This window comes from Arthrobacter pullicola (genome assembly GCF_014836875.1).
GTDB classification, from domain to species: Bacteria; Actinomycetota; Actinomycetes; order Actinomycetales; family Micrococcaceae; genus Arthrobacter_B; species Arthrobacter_B pullicola.
In genome coordinates, this window is record NZ_JACSQC010000004.1 from 485522 (window position 1) to 510195 (window position 24674).

Consider the following 24674-nt stretch of genomic DNA (forward strand, 5'->3'; position numbering starts at 1 on the left):
AGCAGCACAGCATCACCGCCAAGCACCTCTAGCTCAATTGGCAGAGCAATTGACTCTTAATCAATGGGTTCCGGGTTCAAGTCCCGGGGGGTGCACAGCTGGGCCCCGTTTGGAAGGTTCGTCCTTCCAAGCGGGGCTTTTTTGTGTCCGGGCCGGGTTGGGAAGCCTGCGCGGCCGTGTCTTCCGCCCGCGGTTCGTTCGGGCGGCGGGGGCCGGAGCGTGTGAAAGTTCCCGTTCAGCAGGCCAGCCAGGGCTCCGGTGGCGGTGCGCTTAGGGTGCCTGCTTGAACAGCGGCTTAAACGACAGTGTGCACGCTCAGAAGTGAGCGCGCACACTGGAAATTCGGCTGCCGGCGGTCCTTGGGACGGCGGGCCGGGTGCCGTTAAGCGGTTTGCTGCTCCGGGTTCAGGGGTGCCGCCAGGGGAGTCTCCAGCGGAACGGGCAGGCCGGGAACGTCAACGGCCATGTGCCAGCGCGGGTTGCCAAGTTCGCGGATGACGCTCCGCAGCTGGCTGCGCAGGTCCTCGGAAAGCAGTTCTTCGCCGTCGAGCAGCGTCCGCTCAATGTCGTGTGCCTCGCGCAGTGCCTCGACGCCTGCGGGGGTGATTGAAACCATGTGGCTTCGCTTGTCCAGGTCGTTTCGGACACGCGTCACGTGGCCGTGCGACTCCAGCCGGGCCAGCGTCTTGCCCATGGTCTGTGCCTGCACCCGGACCAGCTGGGCGAGGTGGGCCTGGGTCATAGGCCCCTGGGAATCCAGGACACCAAGTGCGATGACGCCCGCGTGGGTCACCCCTATACGGACAAGTCGCTCATTCCAGGCATGCTCCACCAGGCGGGCGGCTGTCGATAAGAGGCGACCGGTGGGCCAATGCTCCATATCCGGCATAAAACTGAACTCTTCCTTTCGAGTACGGATTCACCAGGCCAATCGGATAGCCTACAAATCCAGTGTCTAGGATATCCATCCGAAAGCCTGCTGTCCTCCTGTGACACAGCCGATGCGCAATCGATACCGAAGGAGCACCTTTTAATGCCCAGACTAACCGTTGGTGACATCGCACCGGATTTCACCCTGACGGCGTCCGATTCCTCCGTCGTATCGCTCGCGGACCTGCGTGGCCGCAGCGTTATTGTCTACTTCTATCCTGCGGCCGCTACCCCGGGTTGCACCAAGGAAGCCTGCGACTTCCGGGACAACCTGAACTCCCTGACCGCTTCCGGATATGCCGTTCTGGGCATCTCCCCGGACAAGGTGGAGAAGCTGGCCAAATTCTCGGCGGACGAGGCCCTGACCTTTCCGCTGCTGTCCGACCCGGACCACGCCGTTGCTGAGGCATACGGTGCCTGGGGCGAAAAGAAGAACTACGGCAAGGTGTACGAGGGGCTCATCCGGTCCACCGTGGTGGTGGATCCCGAGGGCAGGATTACCCTCGCCCAGTACAACGTCCGGGCCACCGGGCATGTTGCCAAACTTCGGCGTGATCTCGGTCTCGACTGAACCTCAGGTACACTGAGTGCTGGCCTTTGCCGGATATCCGGTGGGCCGCGCGCGAGTGGCGGAATTGGCAGACGCGCTGGATTTAGGTTCCAGTGTCTTCGGACGTGTGGGTTCAAGTCCCTCCTCGCGCACCAAAGGGATGAGCCGGGACATCGTTTCCGGATGAGTCGCGGCACAGGTAACACCCCGGTCTTCGGACCGGGGTGTTTTTCTTTGCCGGGGGCCGGCTGCCAGCCCGCTAGGCTTATGTCGCATGTCACCAGAATCACGCGCAGTAAAAAACATCACCGTTCCGACAGAAGAACTTCTCGATTCTCTTGGGCCCCTGCCAGTCGGCATGCGGGCCGGAGTCTGGGACCTTGTTGGTGAGCCCCGCGGTCTGGACTATCCGGAGATCGACGCCGTTGTCACCCCCTACGCGAGTGCCACTGATTGGCGCTCCGGCGTCGCCCGGGTTCCGAACCTGCAGCTGCTCCAGGCCCAGACCACCGGACACGACGGGCTTCCGGAACTGGTGGGCAGCGGTACGGCGGTTGCCAGTGCGGCCGGCGTCCATGCCGCTGCGACGGCGGAACTTGCCGTCGGTTTGATGCTCGCCTCCCTCCGGGGCATTGATGCGGCGGTCCGTGACCAGCTGGATGCCAGCTGGAATCCGCAGCGCTGGCCCGGGCTGGCCGACAGGCGCGTCCTGCTGGTCGGCGTAGGGGGCATCGGCCAGGAGATTGCGGCCCGGCTGGCACCGTTCGAAGTGGAGCTCACCCGGGTGGGAAGCCGGGCCAGGGAAGACGAGTTCGGGCACATTCACGGAACGGATGAACTGGTGGAGCTCGCGTCCGGCACCGATGTGCTGGTGCTGATTACCCCGTTGAATGACCAGACCCGGCACCTGGTGGGCCGGGAGGTGCTGGCCGCGCTGCCCGACGGCGCGCTGGTGGTGAACGTGGCCCGCGGGGCCGTCATCGACACCGATGCACTGACCGAAGAGGTGGTGTCCGGACGGCTCAAGGCCGCCCTCGACGTCGTCGACCCTGAGCCGCTGCCCGCTGACCATCCGCTGTGGAAAGCACGCAACGCTCTCCTGACGCCTCACGTAGGCGGGAACTCGGATGCCTTCACTCCCAGGATCCAGGCCTTCCTGCGCCGCCAGGTGCACAGGCTGGCCGAAGGGCGCGAACCGCTCAACCTGGTCCAGCGCGGACCCTGGGCCTAACCCCCTTCACGGGGAGTGCGCAGGCACTAGGCGAGCTCCAGGAAAGTATCCAGGAAGGAATTGAAGTCTTCCTGGTCCTCTTCCTGGAGTACCAGCAGCTGTCCTCCGCCGCCGGAGGACAGCTGAGCCTGGGGTTCGACCCCGAAACGGAAGATCCGTCCGGTGGAGGTGCCCACTTCATAACTGCCTGGAGCAACCTCGTCGGCGTGCGAGAGGTTGGTGGTGTTCACCGCCGTCGGAGGTTCAATGCTCTCGAAGGACCCGGGGGAGAACGGAGCGAAAACGAGTTCCGCCGGCCGCCAGCGGTAACCCACCACGTAGTAGGCGGAGGACCCGGGGACCGGCGTGGCACAGACCAGGTTGTAGTCACCATAGTTGGGGATCTGCGAGTCGAAGATCCTGCGGAGCAGGGCCTTCAGGGCTTCGCTGGACTGGACATCGGTTGAGCCGGGTTCCGGAGTCATGGTCCCCAGTGTATGGACAGGCACTCCCATCGGGGGAAGCACAGCCGTCCCGCAGGCTGTCTTCATCCGGCCGTTGAGGCTGCGTAACCCGGACGTAACAAGCAGCGGCGCGGGGCGGTGGATGCGCCTGCCGGGCCGGCTTGGGAATAGGATTTCTGGTATGAGCATGGAGAACACCCCTGACATCAAACCCCGCAGCCGAGTAGTAACCGACGGTATCCACGCGGCGCCTGCGCGCGGCATGTTCCGTGCTGTCGGAATGGGGGACGACGACTTCGCCAAGCCGCAGATTGGCATCGCCAGTTCCTGGAACGAAATTACCCCGTGCAACCTGTCGCTGAACCGGCTGGCCCAGGGCGCCAAGGAAGGCGTCCACGCGGGCGGCGGGTTCCCGATGCAGTTCGGCACCATTTCCGTCTCGGACGGCATCTCGATGGGCCACGAGGGCATGCACTTCTCGCTGGTCTCCCGCGAAGTCATCGCCGACTCGGTCGAGACCGTCATGATGGCTGAGCGCCTCGACGGCTCCGTCCTGCTGGCCGGCTGCGACAAGTCCCTCCCGGGCATGCTGATGGCCGCGGCCCGCCTGGACCTCTCCAGCGTCTTCCTGTACGCCGGCTCGATCATGCCCGGCTTCGCCAAGCTCGAAGACGGAACCGAGAAGGAAGTCACCCTCATTGACGCCTTCGAAGCCGTGGGTGCCTGCGCCGCCGGCAAAATGAGCCTCAAGGACCTGGACACCATTGAACGGGCCATCTGCCCGGGTGAAGGTGCCTGCGGCGGTATGTACACCGCCAACACCATGGCCTGCATCGGCGAGGCACTGGGTATGTCCCTGCCCGGCTCCGCCGCCCCGCCCTCGGCCGACCGCCGGCGCGACGAATTCGCCCGCAAATCCGGCGAAGCCGTCGTCAACCTGCTGCGCAAGGGCATCACCGCCCGCGACATCATGACCAAGAAGGCCTTCGAAAACGCCATTGCCGTCACCATGGCCTTCGGCGGTTCCACCAACGCCGTCCTGCACCTGCTGGCCATCGCCCGCGAGGCCGAAGTCGACCTGACGCTGGAGGACTTCAACCGCATCGGCGACAAAATCCCGCACCTGGGCGACCTGAAGCCGTTCGGCCGCTACGTGATGTTCGACGTCGACAAGATCGGCGGTGTGCCGGTCATCATGAAGGCACTGCTCGATGCCGGCCTGCTCCACGGCGACTGCCTCACCGTCACCGGCAAGACCGTTGCGGAGAACCTCGAAGCGATCAACCCGCCGGACCCGGACGGCAAGGTACTGCGCGCCCTGGACAACCCCATCCACAAGACCGGCGGAATCACCATCCTGCACGGTTCCATGGCACCGGAAGGCGCCGTGGTGAAGAGCGCAGGCTTCGACGCCGATGTCTTCGAAGGCACCGCCCGCGTGTTCGAACGCGAGCAGGGCGCCCTGGACGCGCTCGACGCCGGAGAGATCCACGCCGGCGACGTCGTCGTCATCCGCTACGAAGGCCCCAAGGGCGGACCGGGCATGCGCGAAATGCTCGCCATCACCGGTGCCATCAAGGGCGCCGGGCTGGGCAAGGACGTCCTGCTGCTCACCGACGGCCGGTTCTCCGGAGGCACCACCGGCCTGTGCATCGGCCACGTTGCGCCGGAAGCCGTCGACGGCGGCCCCATTGCCTTCGTGAAGGACGGGGACCGGATCCGCGTGGACATCGCAGCCCGCAGCTTCGACCTGCTGGTGGAACCCGAAGAACTCGAAGCCCGCAGGATCGGCTGGGAGCCGCTGCCGGCCAAGTTCACCAAGGGTGTCCTGGCCAAGTACGCCAAGATGGTCAACTCGGCCTCGACGGGTGCTTACTGCGGTTGAAACCCCTCCCCAAGCGGAACGCGCTGGAGCGCGTTCCGCTTGGGGCCCCTAAGGGGTTTCAACCTTATTAAGCCCTGCCGCCTCTGGTGGGCAGGGCAAAACCCCGCTAGCGCGGAGTGGGAGCCCTGCCGCCTTTGGTGGACGGGTCGGGTGTCCAGAAGGTGGGATGGGTGTCCATATAATGAGACCGTAGAGCCTCCGGTTGACACTGTTGCCGGGGGAGGGGAAGACTGATCACTATGCAGATCGTAACCGTCGTCCTTACCAAGCGCGTGGCGTAACAGCCCGACTTGTCTAAGACGTCACGCGCGAACCCCTACGGAGCCAACAGGCACGAGGGGTTTTTTTATTGGCTTCAGAAAGTACAAAGGCCGCACCGGACCGACCGCCCGGGCAGCCGCCGCATCAGAACAACATGGATATGTATCCGCAAAGGAAGTTTCCGATGAGTAAGGGATCGCCAATCAGCCCGTCGCTGATGGCACAGAAGGCAGGCCCGGCACGGTCCGTGCATGCCAAGAAACAAGATGCAGCATTCCCTGTAGCGGCCTCGGCTGAAGCCACGGACACCCGGGTCCAGGGTCCGAACAACGTAGTGCCCCCAACTGAAATGACCGGTTCGCAGGCCATTGTCCGTTCGCTGGAAGAGCTCGGAGTCGACGACGTCTTCGGCCTTCCCGGCGGCGCCATCCTGCCGACCTATGATCCGCTGATGGATTCCAAGAAGCTGCGGCACATCCTGGTCCGGCACGAGCAGGGCGCCGGCCACGCAGCCGAAGGCTATGCCATGGTCACCGGCCGCGCCGGTGTCTGCATCGCAACCTCGGGTCCCGGGGCCACCAACCTGGTCACCGCCATTGCCGACGCGCACATGGATTCCGTGCCCATGGTTGCCATTACCGGGCAGGTCTCGAGTGCGGTCATCGGCTCGGATGCCTTCCAGGAAGCGGACATCGTCGGCATCACCATGCCGATCACCAAGCACTCCTACCTGGTGACCAACGCGGATGACATTCCCCGTGTGCTGGCAGAGGCTTTCCACATTGCCACCAGCGGACGCCCCGGCCCCGTGCTGGTGGATATCACCAAGGACGCCCAGCAGGGAAAGACAACCTTCTCCTGGCCCCCGAAGATCGACCTGCCGGGCTACCGCACCGTGGTGCGCGGACACTCCAAGCAGGTGCGGGAGGCTTCCCGGCTGATCGCCGCCGCCCAGCGGCCGGTGTTCTACGTCGGCGGCGGTGTCCTGAAGGCCAACGCCTCGCCGGAACTGCTGGAACTGGCAGAGACCGTCGGCGCCCCCGTGGTGACCACCCTGATGGCCCGCGGCGTCTTCCCCGACTCCCACCCGCAGCACGTCGGCATGCCCGGTATGCACGGTTCTGTCTCCGCCGTCACGGCGCTGCAGCAGTCCGACCTGCTCATTACGCTCGGCGCCCGCTTCGATGACCGTGTTACCGGAGTCCTGAGCACCTTCGCTCCGAACGCCAAGGTGATTCACGCCGATATCGACCCTGCAGAGATTTCCAAGAACCGGACCGCGGATGTTCCGATCGTCGGCTCGGTCAAGGAGATCATCCCCGAACTGACGGAGGCGGTCCGCGCCCAGTTCGAGGCTTCCGGTACACCGGACATCACTCCGTGGTGGTCCGTCATTTCCCGGCTTCGCGACACCTACCCCACCGGCTGGACTGAGCCGGAAGACGGGCACATCGCCCCTCAGCAGGTCATCTCGCGGATCGGTGAACTCACCGGACCCGAGGGTGTGTACGTGGCAGGTGTGGGTCAGCACCAGATGTGGACCGCACAGTTCATCAAGTACGAACGTCCCCGTGCCTGGCTGAACTCCGGCGGCCTGGGCACCATGGGCTACTCGGTGCCTGCCGCCATGGGCGCCAAGGTCGGCAGCCCGGACCGTGTGGTCTGGGCGATCGACGGCGACGGCTGCTTCCAGATGACGAACCAGGAACTGGCGACCTGCCTGATCAACAACATCCCGATCAAGGTCGCGATCATCAACAACTCCTCGCTGGGGATGGTGCGCCAGTGGCAGACGCTCTTCTATGAGTCCCGCTACTCCAACACCGACCTGAACACCGGCCATGACACCGTCCGGGTGCCCGACTTCGTCAAGCTGGCTGACGCCTACGGCTGCGTGGGCCTGCGCTGCGAACGCGAAGAGGACATCGACGCCACCATCAAGCAGGCACTGGAAATCAACGACCGTCCCGTGGTGATCGACTTCGTGGTCAGCCGCGACTCCATGGTCTGGCCGATGGTTCCGACCGGGGTCAGCAACGACCTCATCCAGATTGCCCGCAATATGACGCCCACCTGGGAAGAGGAGGAGTAGGGACATGGCACGCCACACCCTTTCCGTGCTGGTCGAAGACGTCCCGGGTGTCCTGACCCGGGTTGCGTCCCTGTTTGCCCGCCGGGCCTTCAACATCAATTCTTTGGCTGTCGGACCATCGGAGGTTGCCGGGCTGTCCCGCATCACCGTGGTCGTCGAGGCCGAGGGTGATCTGCTCGAGCAGGTCACCAAGCAACTGAACAAGCTCGTCAACGTCATCAAAATCGTCGAGCTGGTTCCCGATTCCTCCGTGCAACGCGACCACATCTTGGTCAAGGTTCGCGCGGATGCCGCAACCCGGCTGCAGGTAACCCAGGCAGCCGAGCTGTTCCGTGCTTCAGTGGTAGATGTGTCCACCGACTCCCTGATCGTTGAAGCAACTGGCACCGCCGATAAGCTCAATGCACTGCTTTCAGTGCTGGAGCCCTTTGGCATCCGCGAAATTGTTCAATCCGGAACCCTGGCCGTTGGCCGCGGCGCGAAGTCCATGAGCGACCGCGCGCTGCGCAGCGCCTAGGTTCCACCCCAAACCTTTATCCAAGAACCCAAACAGGAGATATTTCAGTGACTGACATGTATTACGACGACGACGCCGACCTGTCGATCATCCAGGGACGCAAAGTCGCCGTCATCGGCTACGGCAGCCAGGGCCACGCACACGCCCTCAGCCTGCGCGATTCCGGTGTTGATGTCCGCGTTGGCCTCAAGGAAGGCTCCAAGTCCCGCGCCAAGGCCGAGGCCGAAGGCCTGCGGGTCCTCAGCGTCGCCGAGGCCGTAGCCGAAGCCGACCTGATCATGGTGCTCACCCCGGACCAGGTCCAGCGCTTCGTTTACGCGGAGGAAATCGCCCCGAACATCAAGTCCGGCGACGCACTGTTCTTCGGCCACGGCTTCAACATCCGCTACGGCTACATCCAGCCGCCGGCCGACGTCGACGTTGCCCTCGTGGCACCGAAGGGCCCGGGCCACATCGTCCGCCGCGAATTCGAAGCCGGCCGCGGTGTTCCCGACCTGATCGCCGTGGAGCAGGACGCAACGGGCAAGGCCAAGGACCTGGCACTTTCCTACGCCAAGGCCATCGGCGGTACCCGTGCGGGCGTCATCGAGACCACCTTCACCGAAGAGACCGAAACCGACCTCTTCGGCGAGCAGGCTGTTCTCTGCGGCGGCGCTTCGCAGCTGATCCAGTATGGCTTCGAGACCCTGACCGAAGCCGGCTACAAGCCGGAGGTCGCGTACTTCGAGGTCCTGCACGAGCTCAAGCTGATCGTTGACCTGATGGTCGAGGGCGGCATTGCCAAGCAGCGCTGGAGCGTTTCCGACACGGCTGAGTACGGCGACTACGTCTCCGGCCCGCGCGTCATCACCCCCGAGGTGAAGGAAAACATGAAGGCTGTACTCGCCGACATCCAGAACGGTGCCTTCGCCAAGCGCTTCATCGATGACCAGGATGCCGGCGCTCCGGAGTTCAAGGAACTGCGCCAGAAGGGTGAAGACCACCCGATCGAGGCCACCGGCCGCGAGCTGCGCAAGCTCTTCTCCTGGATCAAGTCCGATGACGATTACACCGAAGGTTCCGTCGCGCGCTAGTCGCCTGAGTAACAAAGACGCGGATTCCCCGTGTCAATAAGCGGCACGCTAGGCTGAAAAAGCAAGCCGTTTCGGTAAGGAGGCCGGGCCCGTAAGCGGGTCCGGCCTCCGGCGTGAATACCCAAACCACATCGACACACAGCTAAAGAGGTCATCGGTGACTGCCACCAAACCAGTAGTACTCCTCGCGGAGGAACTTTCTCCTGCCACGGTTGAGGCCCTCGGCCCCGATTTCGAGATTCGCCAGACCGACGGAGCAGACCGTACCCAGCTGCTGTCCGCCATCAAAGACGTTGACGCCATCCTGGTGCGCTCCGCTACGCAGGTCGACGCCGAGGCCATTGCCGCCGCCAAGAATCTGAAGGTTATTGCCCGCGCAGGCGTAGGCCTGGACAACGTGGACATCCGCTCAGCGACCCAGGCGGGCGTAATGGTGGTCAACGCCCCGACGTCGAACATCATCTCCGCTGCGGAGCTGACAGTTGGTCATATCCTTTCGCTGGCCCGCCACATTCCGCAGGCTTCCGCAGCCCTCAAGGGCGGGGAGTGGAAGCGTTCCAAGTACACGGGCACCGAGCTCTTCGAGAAGAAGATCGGCATCATCGGCCTGGGCCGCATCGGCGCCCTGGTGGCCGCCCGCGTGCAGGGTTTCGGCACCGAGGTCCTGGCGTATGACCCGTACATCACCTCCGCCCGCGCTGCCCAGCTGAACGTCAAGCTGGTCACCCTGGACGAACTCCTGGAGCAGTCGGACTTCGTCACCATCCACATGCCTAAGACCCCGGAAACCCTGGGCATGCTCGGCGCCGAAGCGTTCGAGAAGATGAAGGAAACCGCCTACGTTGTGAACGTGGCCCGCGGCGGCCTCGTGGATGAAGAAGCCCTCTACACGGCGCTCACCGAAGGCAAGATCGCCGGCGCCGGTGTTGACGTCTTTGTCAAGGAGCCGAGCACCGACCTGCCGTTCATGTCCCTGGACAACGTCATCGTCACGCCGCACCTCGGTGCGTCCACCGACGAGGCGCAGGAAAAGGCCGGCATCTCGGTCGCCAAGTCCGTGCGCCTGGCGCTGGCCGGCGAACTGGTGCCCGACGCCGTGAACGTTGCCGGCGGCGTCATCGCCGAGGACGTCCGCCCGGGCATCCCGCTGATCGAAAAGCTGGGCCGGATCTTCACCGCCCTGGCCCACGATTCCTTGACCGCCATCGACATCGAGGTGGCCGGCGAGATCGCGTCCCTGGACGTCAAGGCACTGGAACTGGCCGCGCTGAAGGGGATCTTCACCGACATTGTCTCCGAGCAGGTGTCCTACGTGAACGCACCGGTGCTCGCCGAGCAGCGCGGCATTGCCGTGCGGCTGATCACCACTCCCGACGTGGATGACTACCGCAACCTGCTGACCATCCGCGGCGCCCTCTCCGACGGCACCCAGCTGGAGGTCGCCGGCACCCTGACCGGACCGAAGCAGATCCAGAAGCTCGTGGGCGTCAACGGCTACGATCTGGAAATCCCCATCAGCGAACACCTCCTGGTGCTGATCTACCAGGACCGCCCCGGCGTGATCGGCTCCCTCGGCCGGATCCTGGGCGAAAAGGAGATCAACATCGCCGGTATGCAGGTGGCCCGGAACTCCGAGGGCGGCCAGGCGCTGTCCCTGCTGACCGTGGATTCCTCCGTGCCGCAGGAAGTGCTGGAAGCACTGCGCGACGCCATCGGTGCCTCCGTGGCGCGCGAGGTGGACCTGCAGGACTAATTCGCCCTGCTTTGAGGAAAGGCCGGTTCCGTACTGAGCAGTTCAGTCACACGGAGCCGGCCTTTCCTGCGTCCGGGGGAGCACTTCGGGCGGCCTGATCTCCACCTGCAGTACGACGCCGTCGCTTCCCTGGTTCAGGCCGGAAGGCGATGTGCGGCAGGCTGACTCCGGGACACGATGGAGTCATGAGTGTATCCCTGCCCGGCCGGCCCCTGCTTGCGGCCGCCAACCTGACTAAGTACTACGGAAATTCGACAGCACTGACCGGTGTCAGCCTCGAGGTACGGCCCGGAGAGGCCACCGCAGTAATGGGTGCTTCCGGTTCAGGCAAGACCACCCTGTTGCACTGCCTGGCCGGCATCGTGCTCCCGGATGAAGGGGGCGTTCGTTACGCCGGGGCCGGGGCAGCACCGGCGGAAATCACCTCGCTGGATGACGAGGCCCGCTCGGCGCTGCGCCGCACTGAGTTTGGGTTCGTCTTCCAGCAGGGACTGCTGATCCCCGAACTGACAGCCGGAGAAAACGTAGCCTTGGCCCTCATGCTCAATGGAGCCCCGCGCCACGCTGCCGAGCAGCAGGCTGCCACCGCCCTTGCCTCGCTGGGGCTGACCGGGATGGAAGGGCGCCGGATCGGTGAACTCTCCGGCGGACAGGCCCAGCGGGTGGCAATTGCCCGGGCACAGGTGAACGGAGCGCGGGTGTTGTTCGCCGACGAACCCACCGGGGCCCTGGACTCACGCACCTCCGCAGATGTGATGGCACTGCTACTGCAGTCCGTCGCCGGAACCGGACGCGCACTGGTGGTGGTCACCCATGATCCCGAGGTTGCCCGCTGGTGCAGCCGGGTTGTGACCCTGGCCGACGGACAGATCATCGCCGACACCGCCGGTGTAGCCCGATGAGTGCGTCCTCCGTCCTGACCCGTGCCGTGGACTCATCCCCGTGGGCCGTTCCGCTGCGGCTCACCTGGCTGCTGAACCGGCCCGGCACCTCCGGGTCTGCTGCGGCACTGCTGCCCGCAGCGTCCTTCGCCGTCGTCACTACGCTGCTGCTCACCGTGCTCGCCGGAGCCCTGTCCTTCACCCAGTGGGGAGACGACGAAGGATCCCTGTACCTGCTGCTCGCAGCCTTTGCCCTCATCCTGCTGGTCCTTCCACTCCTGACACTGGGCGGTTCAGCTGCCCGCCTGTCAGCCCGCCGCCGGGATGAACACCTCTCCACCCTCCGGCTGCTCGGCGCCTCCGCCCGGACAGTCCGGCAGGTAACCATCCTGGAAGCTGCTGCGCAGGCCCTCGCCGGAGCCCTCGCCGGTGTACTGGGCTACGTCGCGTTCGCACCGTTCGTGCAGCTCATCCACTTCCGTGGCGCTGCGCTGGGCAGCGCCTACTGGCTGCATCCGGCCGCCGCCGCGGCGGGTGTTGCCGCCGTCGTGGCCCTTGCGGTGACCAGCTCGGTCATCAGCCTTCGCCGCGTAGTCATTTCACCGCTGGGCGTGCGAACCCGCGCCGATGCGCAGAAAGTCCACTGGTCCCGGGCAGGCATCGCGGTGCTCATTGTGGTGTTCTGCGTGGCGGCGCTGCTGACTCCGGTCGGCGTGGCGGCGCTTGCCCTGGTCATCCTCTTCGGCGCCTTTGCGGGAGGACTCGCCGTCCTGAACCTGGTGGGACCGTGGCTGGTGGCTCTTTCAGCGAAACTGCGCCTGCGGCGGGCGGCAACACCGCAGGCACTGCTCGCCGCCCGGATCGTACTGGATGCACCGAAGGCAGCCTGGCGCCAGGTCAGCGCACTTTCGATGGTCTGTTTCACCGCCGTCGTTGCCGGTGCCGGCGCTGCCCTGCTGCAGACCGCGCAGGCCGAGGGACCGGAAGACTTCCTCCTCCAGGACATCATGACCGGAGTCTTCATCACCGTCATCGCCGGATTCCTGATGGTGGCCTGCTCAGCCGGCATCAACCAGGCAGCGACGGTCCTGGACCGGGCTGAACTCTACCGCAGCCTGCACCGGATGGGGATGCCCCGTGAGGTTATTGATGGGGCGCGCACCGGCGCAGTGATGCAGCCGGTGGTGCTGGTGAGCGCCGCGTCCGCTGCCGTCTCTGCGGCCCTGATCTTCCCAGTTGTCGGTGCCGCCTTCGTCTTCAACCCGGTGGCCATGGGATTCCTGGCAGCCTCCGTTGCGGTGGGTATTGCGCTGGTGCGTGCCGGGCTGGCAGCCACCTCCCCGGTGCTTACATCGGTGCTGGAGCGGGACGCGCACTGACGCACGCTGCCTCGGGTTGGGGCAGAGCACTGACCCGAAGCGACAAGCCGCTCCGAAACAGGGTAATTTTCTAGTGTGACTTCAACCGACTCCAAGACCCCGTTCTACATCACCACGGCAATCTCCTATCCCAACGGCACGCCCCACATTGGGCACGCCTGGGAAGCGATCGCCACCGACGCGATGGCCCGCTTCAAGCGCCTGGACGGGTACGACGTTTTCTTTATGACCGGCACCGACGAGCACGGGCTGAAGATGCAGCAGTCAGCGGACCGCGAAGGCATCCCGGTCAAGGAACTGGCGGACCGCAACTCCGCTGCCTTCCGGCAGATGAACGATGATCTGGGTACGTCCTACAACCGGTTTATGCGCACCACGGACGCCGACCATAAAGCTGCAGCGCAGGCCATCTGGAAGCGGATGGAGAACAACGGAGACATCTACCTCTCCAAGTACGCCGGCTGGTACTCCGTACGTGACGAGGCCTACTACGGCGAAGACGAAACCGAGCTGCGCGAAGACGGAATCCGCTACTCCAAGGAGACGGACACCGAACTGACCTGGACCGAAGAGGAAAGTTACTTCTTCCGGCTCTCCAACTACCAGGACAAGCTCCTGGCGCTGTACGAGGAGCAGCCGGACTTCGCGGCACCGCGTTCGCGTTTCAACGAAGTGATCAGCTTCGTTAAGGGCGGACTCGAAGACCTCTCGATTTCCCGCACCACCTTCGACTGGGGAATTCCGGTTCCGGGCAACCCGGACCACGTCATGTACGTGTGGGTGGATGCACTGACCAACTACCTGACCGGCGTCGGCTTCCCGGACACCGAATCGGAGTCTTTCAAGAAGTACTGGCCTGCGGATGTCCACGTGATCGGCAAGGACATCTCCCGCTTCCACGCGATCTTCTGGCCTGCGTTCCTGATGTCCGCCGGCCTGGAACTGCCCAAGCGCGTGATGATCCATGGATTCCTGCACAACAAGGGCGTGAAAATGTCCAAGTCGCTGGGCAACGTGGTGACGCCAGCGGCATGGGTGGAGCAGTACGGGCTCGACGCCGTGCGGTTCTTCCTGCTGCGCGAAGTGCCGTTTGGCGGTGACGGCTCCTACAGCCATGAAGCCATCGTGGGGCGCATGAACGCGGATCTGGCGAACAACCTGGGCAACCTGGCGCAGCGGTCGCTGTCCATGGTCGCGAAGAACTGCGGTGCAGCCGTTCCGCAGCCGGGGGAGTTCAGCCCGGAGGACGAGGCCTTGCTCGCCGCGGCCCGCGGACTGCTGCAGGTTTCCCGCGAAGCCTACGATGTGCAGGATTTCCACGGTGGGCTCGAAGCCACGTGGAAGGTCCTGGGGGACACCAACGCCTACTTCGCCGAGCAGGCTCCTTGGGTGCTGCGGAAGACCGACGTCGAACGCATGAACACCGTGCTCTACGTGACGCTCGAAGTTCTGCGGATCGTTGCCATCCTGGCGCAGCCGGTGATGCCCACCAGCGCCGGGAAACTGCTCGATGTCCTTGGCCAGCCCGACGGCGCGGCCCGGACATTCGCCGCCCTCGGCACCCCGCTGGTTCCCGGCACCGCGCTGCCGGCTCCGGCGCCGATCTTCCCCAGGTACGAGGAACCGGCGGAGTAGTTTCCGTCCCCACCGGGCGGCGGAAGCCCACAAAGCAGAAGGTGGCCGGATAACCGGCCACCTTCTGCTTTTCGTTTGTTCGGGCACCTGCGGAAGGACGGCCTAGGTGAGAGTTGCACCTAGGTGAGGAAACGCGCCGGCGCGGTGTCTTCCATAACCTTGGCGACGGCGTTCTGCTGCTCCTGGGCCATGTGCAGCAGCTCACGGATCCGCGGGGCATGGAAGCGGTGGTCGTGGGTGGAGAGGACCAGCAGCGTGCGCCACAGGCACTCCTTCGCCCGCACAATGGACTGCAGTGTTTCGAGTTCGAGCTGGCCGGTGGTGCCCGAGCCGGTGCTTAGGGGATTGACAGGCCCGGCCCGCCCTACCAGGGCCCCCATCCACGCCAGGGCGGTTTTGATCCTGCTGCGCTGGTAGCCGAGGGCCAGGATCAGCGTTTCAAGTTCGTCACGCTCATCCGAGATCTGTTCCGTGAGACGGGCGAAGACGCCCTCATGCTCGGTGCCTTCCCAGGTCCGGCGCGCTGCCTTGAAGAGCCGCACGCCGGACTCTGCACCCAGCAGATGGTCATCCAAGTAGGCGGCCAGGGACTCGTGGCGCGGGGTCCGGCCGGATCCTGTCGGGGGCATTGGGGCTCCTTCTTCGTTCCGGGCGGCAGGTAAAACCCGCCGCATAAGCTCAGTCTGCTTTGTATCTTCGCAGATCGCCAAACACAAGCGCGAGGTATCCGCCCTGCAGCGGATACCTCGCGCGTCGCGGAGCAGTCCCGAATCAGTCTGCTGCCAGCCCAGCCACGGGGGAAAGGCGGGCTGCCCGGCGGGCCGGAAGCAGCGAGGCGCCCAGTCCGGCCACCAGGGCCACGGCCAGCACTCCGGCCAGCTGCGCCCACGGCAGGGCCGGGACCACGTCTGCGAAGGAACCGAGTGCGGACTGGGCGCCCAGCCACCCGTACACCGCACCGAGCGCGATCCCGAATAGTGCGGCAACGCCCGCAATCAGGACTGCTTCCAGCGCCAGCATGCCGCGCAGCTGGCGTTTGGTCAGCCCGAGAGCCCGCAGCAGGGAGGATTCCCGGGTGCGTTCCAGGACAGAAAGCGAGAGCGTGTTCGCTACGCCCACCAGGGCAATCACGACGGCGACTCCGAGCAGTCCGGTGACCACCATCAGCAGGACATCGATCACCTGTTCGAAGGCGGCCCGCTCAATGACGGAACCCATGATCTGGTAATCCTCAATGTTCAGCTTCTCCGCCAAGGCCGACTGGAGTTCCAGGATCTCCGAGGTGTTCAGGCCCTCGGCGACGGCAAGCCACAGCAGCGGCTGTGCCTGGAACTGTGCCGGTGCCTGCTGTTCCGGAACCCCGCCCAGCGTCCTGGCTGTCCCGGCGGAGACCAGGGGAGGGAAAGACCTGCTTTCGGAAGTCACCACGTCCAGTTCCATGTCCCCGGCAGCTCCCCGTACCGTGACGGTTTCTGCCTTGGTTCCCTGCGGCATCATGATGGTGCCGTCCACCGGGACCATGGAGGCATCCTGCAGGACGGAGCTGTCTGCGGCATCGAGGGAGTAGACCGGCGTTTCATCCTCATCGCCCACCAGCCCGGCCAGTGGCAGGAAAGCCGCCCGGTCCACGTTCTCCACGGCCGCAGCGGCAGCGGCGTCCTTCCCTGTGAACGGCGACTCGACGGGAATGGATCCACGGACGGTCACGTCCACCGGGAACTCACCGGCAAGTGTGTCGTTGAAGGCACTCCTGGCAGTGGCCGCACCCGTCATCATCATGACGACGAGGGTTACGCCGATCAGCAGGGCCGAGGAGGTCGCCGACGTCCGCTGCGGGTTCCGCACTGCGTTGACAGCCGCCAGCCTGCCCGGAACGCCCAGCGGTGAGGCGAGGAAACCTACAGCGCGGACCAGGGGCGGAATGAAGAGCGTGGAGCACATCAGGATGCCGACGAAGCTGAGGATCCCGCCCGGAAGGGCGATGAGCAGGTCCCCGTCGTAGGCGCCGAAGGCCAGCAGTCCAGCACCGCCTGCAACCAGCACCAGTCCCGAGACCAGCCGGACACGTCCCTTGCGGGTACCGGCGCGGACTTCCTCAGCCGGGCGCAGGGCAGCCAGCGGTGCTACGGCAGTGGCCGCGCGGGCGGGCACCAGTGCAGCAAGGACAGTGAGGACGACGCCGGCAGCCATGCCAGCAGTAACCGCCAGCGGCGGAACATCGAGGGTAGCGAAACCACTTTCCGGAAGGGTCTGGAGGTAGGCAATGATTCCGGCCACCAGGCCCACTGCCGCGAGCACGCCGACAATGGAGGAAACGATGCCAACCAGCAGTGCTTCGGCGAGCACGGAACGGCGGATCTGCGAGCGGCCGGCACCGATGCACCGCAGCAGGGCCAGCTCGCGGGTGCGCTGGGCCACCAGCACGGAGAAGGTGTTGGAGACCACCAGGGCACAGACCAGCAGCGCGACTGCTGCGAAGGCGAGCAGAATTACGGTCAGGCTGTCCTGACCACCAGTGAAGCCGGCCATGAGTTCAGTGGTTTCCTCCGCCACTGTGCGTACCGTCACTGCCCGGATGCCTGCACCGGCAATTGCCTCAGTCAGCTCAGCCTGGACGGCGTCCACAGACACTCCGTCTGCCAGGGCAAGCTGGATCGAGTCAAAGCCGTAGATGGTGTTGGCGAAGGGAGCGGCTGTCTCGTCGGTTGCGTACAGCTGGGCGTTGCCCATCATGCTCGGATTCGAGGAAGCTTCAACGATTGCAGTCACGGTGAGGGAAGTTTCGGGTCCCTCCAGTTCTTCCGAGGAGACCACGGGGAGCACTGAGCCAATGTCAATGCCGCGGCGCTCGGCGGTCTGTTTGTCGATGGCGACGTCGCGGCCGGCGGCCGGAAGGGTGCCCTTGACCACGTCCACGGGCAGCAGCGATTCATCCGCCGGAATGTTGGTCAGCATCGCATAGGACGTGCCGCGTCCGTCGCGCACCGCAACGGACCCGCCGAACACGGTGTAGGTGTCTGCGACGCCGTCCATGCCGCGGGCAAGGTCAGCGGTCCGCTCGTCGAGGACGGCGAAGGACTCTGCCTCTTCGTCGTAGCCCGCGGAAACCACCAGGTCGGCGTTCCGGAAGCTCTGCCCCACGCTCTCGGTGAGCGAGGCCTTCGAGGAAGCGTTGATGACCAGGGTGGCAGTGAGGAACCCGACAGCGATCATCACGGCCACTCCGACGGCGATGAAGCGGCGGGCGTTCAGGCGCACCTGCGCCAGGGCTACCTGCAGCACCGCTACGCCCCCAGCTTCGTCAGGGCTGCCAGCACGCTCTCCGGAGTGGGGCTGGCGAGCTCGCCCACCAGGGCGCCGTCGTTCATCAGGACCACGCGGTCTGCATAGGACGCGGCCACGGGGTCATGGGTGACCATGATGATGCTCTGGCCCATCTCGCGGGAGGAGCGCCGCAGCAGCGAGAGGACTTCGGTGCCGGAGCGGGAGTCGAGGTTGCCTGTGGGCTCGTCGCCGAATATGACGTGCGGGCGGGTCAGCAGGGCACGTGCGACGGCGACGCGCTGCTGCTGGCCGCCGGAAAGTTCGTGAGGCCGGTGGCTCAGTCGGCCTTCCAGCCCAAGGGTGCGGGTGATTTCCTGCAGCCAGGCGTTGTCCACTTTGCCATTGGCGAGGGACACCGGGAGGGTGATGTTCTGCTCGGCGGTCAGAGTGGGAACCAGGTTGAAGGACTGGAACACGAACCCGACACTGTCCCGGCGAAGCTTCGTGATTTCCGCGTCCTTAAGGCTGGTGATCTCCGTGCCGCCGATCCAGATACTGCCGGAGTCGGCGGTATCCAGGCCGGCCAGGCAGTGCATCAGGGTGGACTTGCCGGAGCCGGACGGACCCATGATCGCGGTGAAGGTGCCGGACTCGAACCGGACATCCACATCGCGCAGCGCATGGACGGCGGTGTCGCCTTTTCCGTAGGTCTTGTTCAGTGCCTGTGCCGCCGCGGCAGCCGTGGTGCTGCCTCGGCCGGGCACAGCGTTTTGCTCAGTAAGGGTTGTCATACCCCCAACGCTATTTCGGTGCCCCCTGCCGGCACATCGGAGGGTGGGCGGGGATCCCGCACTGTCCTCTCATACCGTGGGTGGAACCGGACCGGCCAGCCGGTAGGACTCGAGCAGCAGCTCCTGCAGTTCCGTCTCCTCCACCGCCTCCAGCCGGACCAGCACCAGCAGGGGAGAGCGGTCGTGGTGGGGTGTCCAGAAGAACTTCTGCGGATCCGTGCCGGCGAGGGCCTCGCGTTCCTCCGATTTCACGGTCAGGATCCCGTCTTCCCACATTCTGGCCATCAGCGTGCGGGCGAACCAGGCGGGCTGCTGCCAGCTCAGGCGTTCGGTGACGCCCGGGAGTGCCAGGCAGAGGGAACGAACATCGGCTTGCGTGGACATGGCGGAGCCTCCCGGCCGGGCAGCTGAGTGTTATGGGGCGACGATACCCGTTTCATAGGCGATGACAACGGCCTGGACCCGGTCACGGGCGCCGAGCTTGGCAAGGATGTGGCCAACGTGGGTTTTGACGGTGGCCTCGGACAGGAACAGCCTGGCTGCAATCTCCGGGTTGGAGAGCCCGCCGGCAATCAGCGTAAACACCTCGCGCTCGCGGGGTGTCAGGGTGTCCACGCTGGCTGCATGCCGGCTCACCTCTGGGGTGGGCTCACGCAGCAGGGGAGCAACGTGGTCCAGCAGCCGGCGGGTGGTCGACGGAGCGATCACGGCATCCCCGCGGTGGACCGTGCGGATCGCGTCGAGCAGTTCCTCGGGCGGGGCATCCTTGAGCAGGAAGCCGCTGGCCCCGGCGCGGATAGCGGAGAGCACATATTCGTCCAGGTCAAAGGTGGTCAGGACGACCACCCGTATCCCGGCCTCCGCCTCCGGCTGTGCCGCGGCCCGTTCCAGGATCCTGGCGGTGGCCTCGATACCGTCCATGCCCGGCATCCGCACATCCATCAGGACGACGTCGGCACGCACCGAAGAGAGGACCCGGACAGCCTCGACGCCGTTGCCGGCCTCTGCTACGACGAGCAGGTCCGGCTGGGAGTTGATGAGCATCTTGAAGCCGCCGCGGACCAGCTGCTGGTCATCGACCAGGGCTACGCGGATCGGTTCCTGGCCGGCTTCGGGGCCGGCGGGCTGGGGGGACAGGGTGGCGGTCATGCTCAGGCCTCCGTATAGGGAATGAACGCGGCCACGCGGAATCCGCCGCCTGCCGCGGATGCAGCTTCAAAGCTTCCATCGTAAAGGGCCACGCGCTCGGCCATGCCCCTGATGCCCTGGCCCTGGATGGCCCCCGGGTTTCCGGAACCGCCAGGCGCCGCTTCATCCGCAGCGGCTCCCCGCCCGTCGTCGTGCACCTGGATTGCCAGTCCGCCCGGCGTCCAGTTGAGGTCCACTGTGGCGCGCGCCAGCGGACCGGCGTGCTTGAGCACATTCGTGAGGGCTTCCTGCACTACCCGGTAGGCCGTGAGCTCGGCGCCGGCTGGCAGGGCACGCCGCATCGTCCCGGTGGTGATCACCTGGACGTCCAGGCCGGCCCGTTTGACGCCCTCCACCAGATCGCCAATGTCCGCAAGCGAGGGCAGCGGACGGGTGGACGCGCCGTCGTCACCGCGCAGGACGCCGAGAAGGCGCCGCATTTCCCGCAGCGATCCGCGGCCGGTCTCGGCAATGGTGCCGAGCGTCGCCGTCGCGATTTCCGGGTCCTGGGCGCTCGCATACCTTGCGCCGTCCGCCTGGGTGATGATCACAGACAGTGAATGGGCAACGATGTCGTGCATTTCCCGGGCGATGTGCGTGCGTTCATCCGCCGCGGCTAGGTCCCGTTCCTGCTGGCGCTCCACTTCGAGCCGGCGGGCCCGGTCGCGGAGGGATTCCATGGCCAGGCGGCGGGTCCGGGCCAGGTCGCCGAAGGTCCAGCAGACAAGGACCACGGCTTCAACAGCGACGAGTGCGATGAGCCAGAAGCCGATCATCCCCGTCGGCGGGTTTTGGGCGAAGGTCTGGAGGGCGGGAAGGGCCAGATACTGGAAGATCACCAGAACGCCGCCAACCAAGGCCAGTGCCAGTCCGCCCAAGCTGGCCCAGCGCGGGGCGTAGGCGGCCAGCGCATGCACCATCACGAGGACGAAGAGATCCGCCGGCAGCCCCGTCACCGGAGCCAGGGGGAGCTGGATCAGGCAGGCTGCCGCCATCACGGCCGCAGCCGGAACCGGCCGGGTACGCCGCCAGGCCAGCGGCAGGCAGATTGCGGCAGAGAGCAGAAACTCGATGGCGGTTCCGGGCCCGCTGAGCAGAAAAGGAAACGCGAAGAACAGTGCGGCCAGCAGGGCACCGGCGAGGTCAACCTTGAACGGGTTGGCCTGTGTCCAGGCATAGAGGCGTTGGTGCAGCAGCATGGACAACAACTCTAGGGCCCGGTGACAGATGGGCGCGTCATGCCGTGGGCTGAGCTTGTGGGCACGGAGGTGGCAGGGGAAGGACCGGGGAGGCACCCGCTATCGGGGTTATCCTGACACCTCGCCGCCGTCGTCTCACTATGTGATACGTGTTGACCGCTATATGGACACTCTTCCTAGAATTGGCCCATGAGCGAAGCAGCGTCGAAAGTCATCTCCCTGGCCGTCATCCCCGGCGACGGGATCGGTCCCGAAGTAACCGCGGAGGCGGTCAAGGTACTGACGACGGTGACCAAGGGCAGCGCCACCCGCTTCGATCTCACCGAATACTCCCTCGGCGCAGAGCACTGGCTCCGGACCGGTGAAACCCTGCCGGATGAAACCCTTGAGGCGCTCAAGGGCCACGACGCGATTCTCTTCGGCGCCGTCGGTGCGGCTCCGGGGGACACCACCATGCCGTCGGGCCTGATCGAGCGCGAACTGCTGCTCAAGCTGCGCTTCAGCCTGGACCACTTCGTGAACCTGCGGCCCTCGAAGCTCTTCCCCGGCGTCGCCAGCCCGCTGGCCAACCCCGGAGACATCGACTTCATTGTCATCCGCGAAGGCACGGAAGGCCCCTACGTCGGCAACGGCGGTTCACTGCGCACCGGGACCCCGCATGAAATTGCCACCGAGGTTTCACTGAACACGGCCTACGGCGTCGAACGCGTGGTGCGGGACGCCTTCCGCCGGGCCAATGACCGGCCGCGCAGGAAACTGACCCTGGTGCACAAGCACAACGTCCTGGTGTACGCCGGCAAGCTGTGGAAGCGCATCGTGGAGGAGGTTGCCCTAGAGTTCCCGGACGTCTCGGTGGACTACCTGCACGTGGACGCGGCAACGATCTTCCTGACCACGGACCCGTCCCGGTTCGACGTCATCGTCACCGACAACCTGTTCGGCGACATCCTCACCGACCTCGCGGCCGCGGTCACCGGCGGAATCGGCCTGGCAGCCTCCGGCAACATCAACATGGAAGGCACCTTCCCGTCGATGTTCGAACCGGTCCACGGCTCAGCCCCGGACATTGCCGGCCAGCAGAAGGCCGATCCGACGGCGGCAATCCTCTCGGCCGCGCTGCTGCTGCACCACCTGGGTTTCCACGCCGAAGCCGAACGCGTGGAACAGGCTGTGGAAGCCGACGTCGCAGGCCGCAGCGGCCAGGCACGCAAAACGGCGGAAATCGGCGATGCGATCGCCGCGGCTGTGTCATAAGCTCAACAGTGACCCAATCAATCGGAAAGAGAACGGCTTCCCCGTTCACCGTGGAGGAATAATGTCTGTCAGCGCTCTGGAATTCACCCAGAAGCTATCCGCCCAGCGCAAGTCCGAGGAGGAGCGCGCAAGGATTCTCGCGGATCCGGGATTCGGAAACCACTTCACGGACCACACCGCCGTCATTGATTACCGCGCCGCGGAAAACGGCGAAGGCCAGTGGCAGGACGCACGTATCGAGCCTTACGGCCCGATCGCCATGGACCCGGCTGCCGCCGTCCTGCACTACGGCCAGGAAATCTTCGAAGGCCTCAAGGCCTACCGCCACCAGGACGGTTCCATCTGGACCTTCCGCCCGGAGGCGAACGCAGCCCGGCTCAACACCTCGGCCCGCCGCCTTGCGCTGCCGGAACTGCCCGAAGAACTGTTCCTTGAATCCCTTCGCCAGCTCGTCGCCGTCGACAGTGACTGGGTGCCCACCGGCGACGGAGAGTCGCTGTACCTGCGCCCCTTCATGATTGCCACCGAACCGTTCCTCGGTGTCCGTCCGGCCCGCGAGGTGTCCTACCGCGTCATCGCCTCGCCCGCCGGCAACTACTTCGGCGGCGAACTGAAGCCCGTGTCCATCTGGCTTTCCACCAAGTACGCCAGGGCAGGCCGAGGCGGTACCGGTGAAGCCAAGTGCGGCGGCAACTACGCGGCGTCGCTGATTGCGCAGATGGAAGGCGAAGCCAACGGCTGCAAGCAGGTGCTCTTCCTGGACGAGTTCAACGACAACGCTGTGGAAGAACTTGGCGGTATGAACGTGTTCTTCGTCTTCAAGGACGGACGGCTCGTCACGCCGGCACTGTCCGGCACCATCCTGCACGGCGTGACGCGCAATTCCGTATTGCAGCTGGGCCGCGACCGCGGGCTGTCAGTCGAAGAACGCAAGATCACCCTGGATGAATGGCGCGACGGCGTTGCCTCCGGCGACATCACCGAAGTTTTCGCCTGCGGCACTGCTGCGGTGATCACCCCGGTTGGTGAGCTGAAGTCGGAGACCGAGACCATCGGTTCCCCGGAAGCCGCGGCAGGGGAAGTCACCATGTCCATCCGCCAGGAACTTCTGGGAATCCAGACCGGAGCCGTGGAGGACACCCGCGGCTGGCTGACCCGGCTGGCGTAACCGAAGATGACTGAATCGGCACAGCCGGCACCGGGATCGCTGGTGCGCAGTTCCCCGCTCACCCGGTACCGGCTGGCCGATAACCCCGGGCCCATGAGCCTGGAAGGCACCAAAAGCTACATCATTGCCGCCGTCGACGGCGGTCCTTCGGTGGTGGTTGATCCGGGGCCTGCCCAGGAAGACCACCTCGCGGCGCTGGCCGCCACGGGGGAGATCACGCTGATCCTGATCACCCACCGGCATCCGGACCATACCGAAGGTGCGGAACGGCTGCACCAGCTCACCGGCGCGCCTGTCCGCGCGGCCGATCCCGCGTTCTGTTTCGGCGGGGTGAAACTGGCGGACGGCGAAGTCATTGATGCCGGCGGCACCAAGATCCAGGTGCTTGCGACCCCGGGGCACACCGCTGACTCGGTTTGCTTCTACCTCCCCGGCGATGGCACTAACGGATCGGTCCTTACCGGGGACACCATTCTGGGCAGGGGCACCACGGTGCTCGATTACCCGGACGGAACTCTGGTGGACTTTATGGCCAGCCTGGACAAACTCGGCAAGCTGGGCCCGGCGACGGTGCTGCCGGCCCACGGCCCGGATCTTGAAAACCTGGAATCAGTGGTGCTGACGTACCGGGACCACCGGGACGAACGGCTCGCGCAGATCAGGGCGGCACTGGAACAGCTGGGGGAGGGGGCCACCGTTCAGGAGGTAACCGACGCCGTCTACGCAGATGTGCCGGCATCGGTTCGCGCTGCTGCCGAGCTCTCAGTTGCCGCGCAGCTGGAATACCTGCGCGTCACCAGCTGAATCCGGCCGGTGTGAGCACTGGCACGGGGGTTCGGCTTGCGCCCGGAGACCCCTCTCTCCCTACAATGGATCTGTGCTCCTCACCGGAGCCGGGCTGGTTCCGGAACGGGAAGGGCACGCACCGAAGGCGGTTTGCACGGTGCGGGGCATCACAGTCCCGCCGAGTTGCAGGAACCGTCCGGAGTGTGGCAAGATAAACGAGTTGCCGCCGACCAGGACTGGTCGGAACGGAAACCAAACCCACACAAAACCGCGGAGAAATCCGGTGCTTTTGTGTGGCTCGGACAGCCGGTTTGAATGGTTCGGAACGATTTCCACGGAAATCCGCCGAATTGCAAAAACCGGAAAGATGAAATAGAATTATGAAACACCGCAG

General features: G+C 65.2%; 22 protein-coding genes and 2 tRNA genes. 15 read left to right on the forward strand and 9 right to left on the reverse strand.

Going from position 1 to position 24674, the window contains the following annotated elements; all coding sequences use genetic code 11:
• Window positions 1-22: 22 nt before the first annotated feature.
• Window positions 23-95 (forward strand) — tRNA-Lys (locus H9638_RS11070).
• A gap of 287 nt (window positions 96-382) precedes the next feature.
• Here the strand turns inward: H9638_RS11070 and H9638_RS11075 are convergent.
• Entirely contained in the window at window positions 383-793 is a 411-nt protein-coding gene (locus H9638_RS11075) for a MarR family winged helix-turn-helix transcriptional regulator (protein WP_404799659.1), read from the reverse strand.
• A 240-nt stretch (window positions 794-1033) separates the two neighbouring features.
• Here H9638_RS11075 and bcp point away from each other — a divergent pair, with 240 nt between their 5' ends.
• The 3 genes from bcp to H9638_RS11090 all read left to right on the forward strand — a co-directional run bounded on the left by bcp (window position 1034) and on the right by H9638_RS11090 (window position 2711).
• Window positions 1034-1501: a thioredoxin-dependent thiol peroxidase gene (bcp, locus tag H9638_RS11080; RefSeq protein WP_191747221.1), complete on the forward strand. Its 468-nt coding sequence runs from the start codon at window positions 1034-1036 to the stop codon at window positions 1499-1501.
• A 49-nt stretch (window positions 1502-1550) separates the two neighbouring features.
• A tRNA-Leu gene (locus tag H9638_RS11085) sits at window positions 1551-1635 on the forward strand.
• 119 nt (window positions 1636-1754) lie between these two features.
• A complete protein-coding gene (locus tag H9638_RS11090; RefSeq protein ID WP_191747222.1) occupies window positions 1755-2711 on the forward strand; it encodes a 2-hydroxyacid dehydrogenase in 957 nt (318 codons plus the stop codon).
• A 26-nt stretch (window positions 2712-2737) separates the two neighbouring features.
• Here H9638_RS11090 and H9638_RS11095 read toward each other — a convergent pair whose 3' ends face one another.
• A complete protein-coding gene (locus tag H9638_RS11095) occupies window positions 2738-3175 on the reverse strand; it encodes a hypothetical protein (RefSeq protein WP_191747223.1) in 438 nt (145 codons plus the stop codon).
• Window positions 3176-3335: 160 nt separating this feature from the next.
• On the opposite strand from H9638_RS11095, the gene ilvD reads away from it, so the two are divergent.
• From ilvD to metG, 8 genes are all read left to right on the forward strand, one after another.
• Window positions 3336-5039 (forward strand): dihydroxy-acid dehydratase, encoded by a 1704-nt coding sequence (gene ilvD, locus H9638_RS11100; protein WP_191747224.1) that lies wholly within the window; start codon window positions 3336-3338, stop codon window positions 5037-5039.
• Between the two features lie 445 nt (window positions 5040-5484).
• The gene (locus tag H9638_RS11105; RefSeq protein ID WP_191747225.1) at window positions 5485-7392 is read left to right on the forward strand and encodes an acetolactate synthase large subunit; all 1908 of its coding nucleotides are present in this window, start codon (window positions 5485-5487) and stop codon (window positions 7390-7392) included.
• A gap of 4 nt (window positions 7393-7396) precedes the next feature.
• Window positions 7397-7909, forward strand: coding sequence for an acetolactate synthase small subunit (ilvN, locus tag H9638_RS11110; protein WP_191747226.1), 513 nt, complete (start codon window positions 7397-7399; stop codon window positions 7907-7909).
• 47 nt (window positions 7910-7956) lie between these two features.
• Entirely contained in the window at window positions 7957-8982 is a 1026-nt protein-coding gene (gene ilvC / locus H9638_RS11115) for a ketol-acid reductoisomerase (protein ID WP_191747227.1), read from the forward strand.
• Between the two features lie 157 nt (window positions 8983-9139).
• Entirely contained in the window at window positions 9140-10735 is a 1596-nt protein-coding gene (gene serA / locus H9638_RS11120) for a phosphoglycerate dehydrogenase (protein WP_191747228.1), read from the forward strand.
• A 185-nt stretch (window positions 10736-10920) separates the two neighbouring features.
• Window positions 10921-11637: an ABC transporter ATP-binding protein gene (locus tag H9638_RS11125; RefSeq protein WP_191747229.1), complete on the forward strand. Its 717-nt coding sequence runs from the start codon at window positions 10921-10923 to the stop codon at window positions 11635-11637.
• Complete coding sequence (locus tag H9638_RS11130) at window positions 11634-12995, forward strand: FtsX-like permease family protein (protein ID WP_191747230.1); 1362 nt, start codon at window positions 11634-11636, stop codon at window positions 12993-12995. The genes H9638_RS11125 and H9638_RS11130 overlap by 4 nt, the downstream gene beginning before the upstream one ends.
• Window positions 12996-13070: 75 nt before the next feature.
• Window positions 13071-14630 (forward strand): methionine--tRNA ligase, encoded by a 1560-nt coding sequence (gene metG / locus H9638_RS11135; RefSeq protein ID WP_191747231.1) that lies wholly within the window; start codon window positions 13071-13073, stop codon window positions 14628-14630.
• A gap of 119 nt (window positions 14631-14749) precedes the next feature.
• Here metG and H9638_RS11140 read toward each other — a convergent pair whose 3' ends face one another.
• From H9638_RS11140 to H9638_RS11165, 6 genes are all read right to left on the reverse strand, one after another.
• Window positions 14750-15259 carry a hypothetical protein gene (locus tag H9638_RS11140; RefSeq protein ID WP_191747232.1) on the reverse strand — a complete coding sequence of 170 codons (510 nt, stop codon included), beginning with the start codon at window positions 15257-15259 and terminating at the stop codon, window positions 14750-14752.
• A 142-nt stretch (window positions 15260-15401) separates the two neighbouring features.
• Entirely contained in the window at window positions 15402-17912 is a 2511-nt protein-coding gene (locus H9638_RS11145; RefSeq protein ID WP_191747233.1) for an ABC transporter permease, read from the reverse strand.
• Window positions 17913-17914: 2 nt separating this feature from the next.
• Window positions 17915-18685: an ABC transporter ATP-binding protein gene (locus H9638_RS11150; RefSeq protein ID WP_191747234.1), complete on the reverse strand. Its 771-nt coding sequence runs from the start codon at window positions 18683-18685 to the stop codon at window positions 17915-17917.
• A gap of 69 nt (window positions 18686-18754) precedes the next feature.
• Complete coding sequence (locus tag H9638_RS11155) at window positions 18755-19069, reverse strand: MmcQ/YjbR family DNA-binding protein (protein WP_191747235.1); 315 nt, start codon at window positions 19067-19069, stop codon at window positions 18755-18757.
• Between the two features lie 30 nt (window positions 19070-19099).
• Window positions 19100-19834 carry a response regulator gene (locus H9638_RS11160; protein ID WP_191747236.1) on the reverse strand — a complete coding sequence of 245 codons (735 nt, stop codon included), beginning with the start codon at window positions 19832-19834 and terminating at the stop codon, window positions 19100-19102.
• Between the two features lie 2 nt (window positions 19835-19836).
• Window positions 19837-21072, reverse strand: a complete 1236-nt coding sequence (locus tag H9638_RS11165) for a sensor histidine kinase (protein WP_191747237.1) — start codon at window positions 21070-21072, stop codon at window positions 19837-19839.
• 189 nt (window positions 21073-21261) lie between these two features.
• Between H9638_RS11165 and H9638_RS11170 the strand changes: the two genes are divergently transcribed.
• From H9638_RS11170 to H9638_RS11180, 3 genes are all read left to right on the forward strand, one after another.
• Complete coding sequence (locus tag H9638_RS11170; protein ID WP_191747238.1) at window positions 21262-22326, forward strand: 3-isopropylmalate dehydrogenase; 1065 nt, start codon at window positions 21262-21264, stop codon at window positions 22324-22326.
• Window positions 22327-22387: 61 nt separating this feature from the next.
• Window positions 22388-23494, forward strand: coding sequence for a branched-chain amino acid aminotransferase (locus H9638_RS11175; RefSeq protein ID WP_191747239.1), 1107 nt, complete (start codon window positions 22388-22390; stop codon window positions 23492-23494).
• Window positions 23495-23500: 6 nt separating this feature from the next.
• Window positions 23501-24298 (forward strand): MBL fold metallo-hydrolase, encoded by a 798-nt coding sequence (locus H9638_RS11180; RefSeq protein ID WP_191747240.1) that lies wholly within the window; start codon window positions 23501-23503, stop codon window positions 24296-24298.
• A gap of 149 nt (window positions 24299-24447) precedes the next feature.
• On the opposite strand, the gene H9638_RS16875 is transcribed toward H9638_RS11180, so the two are convergent.
• Window positions 24448-24674, reverse strand: a 227-nt coding sequence (locus H9638_RS16875) for a hypothetical protein (RefSeq protein WP_225217268.1), incomplete at its 5' end; no start/stop codon positions are given.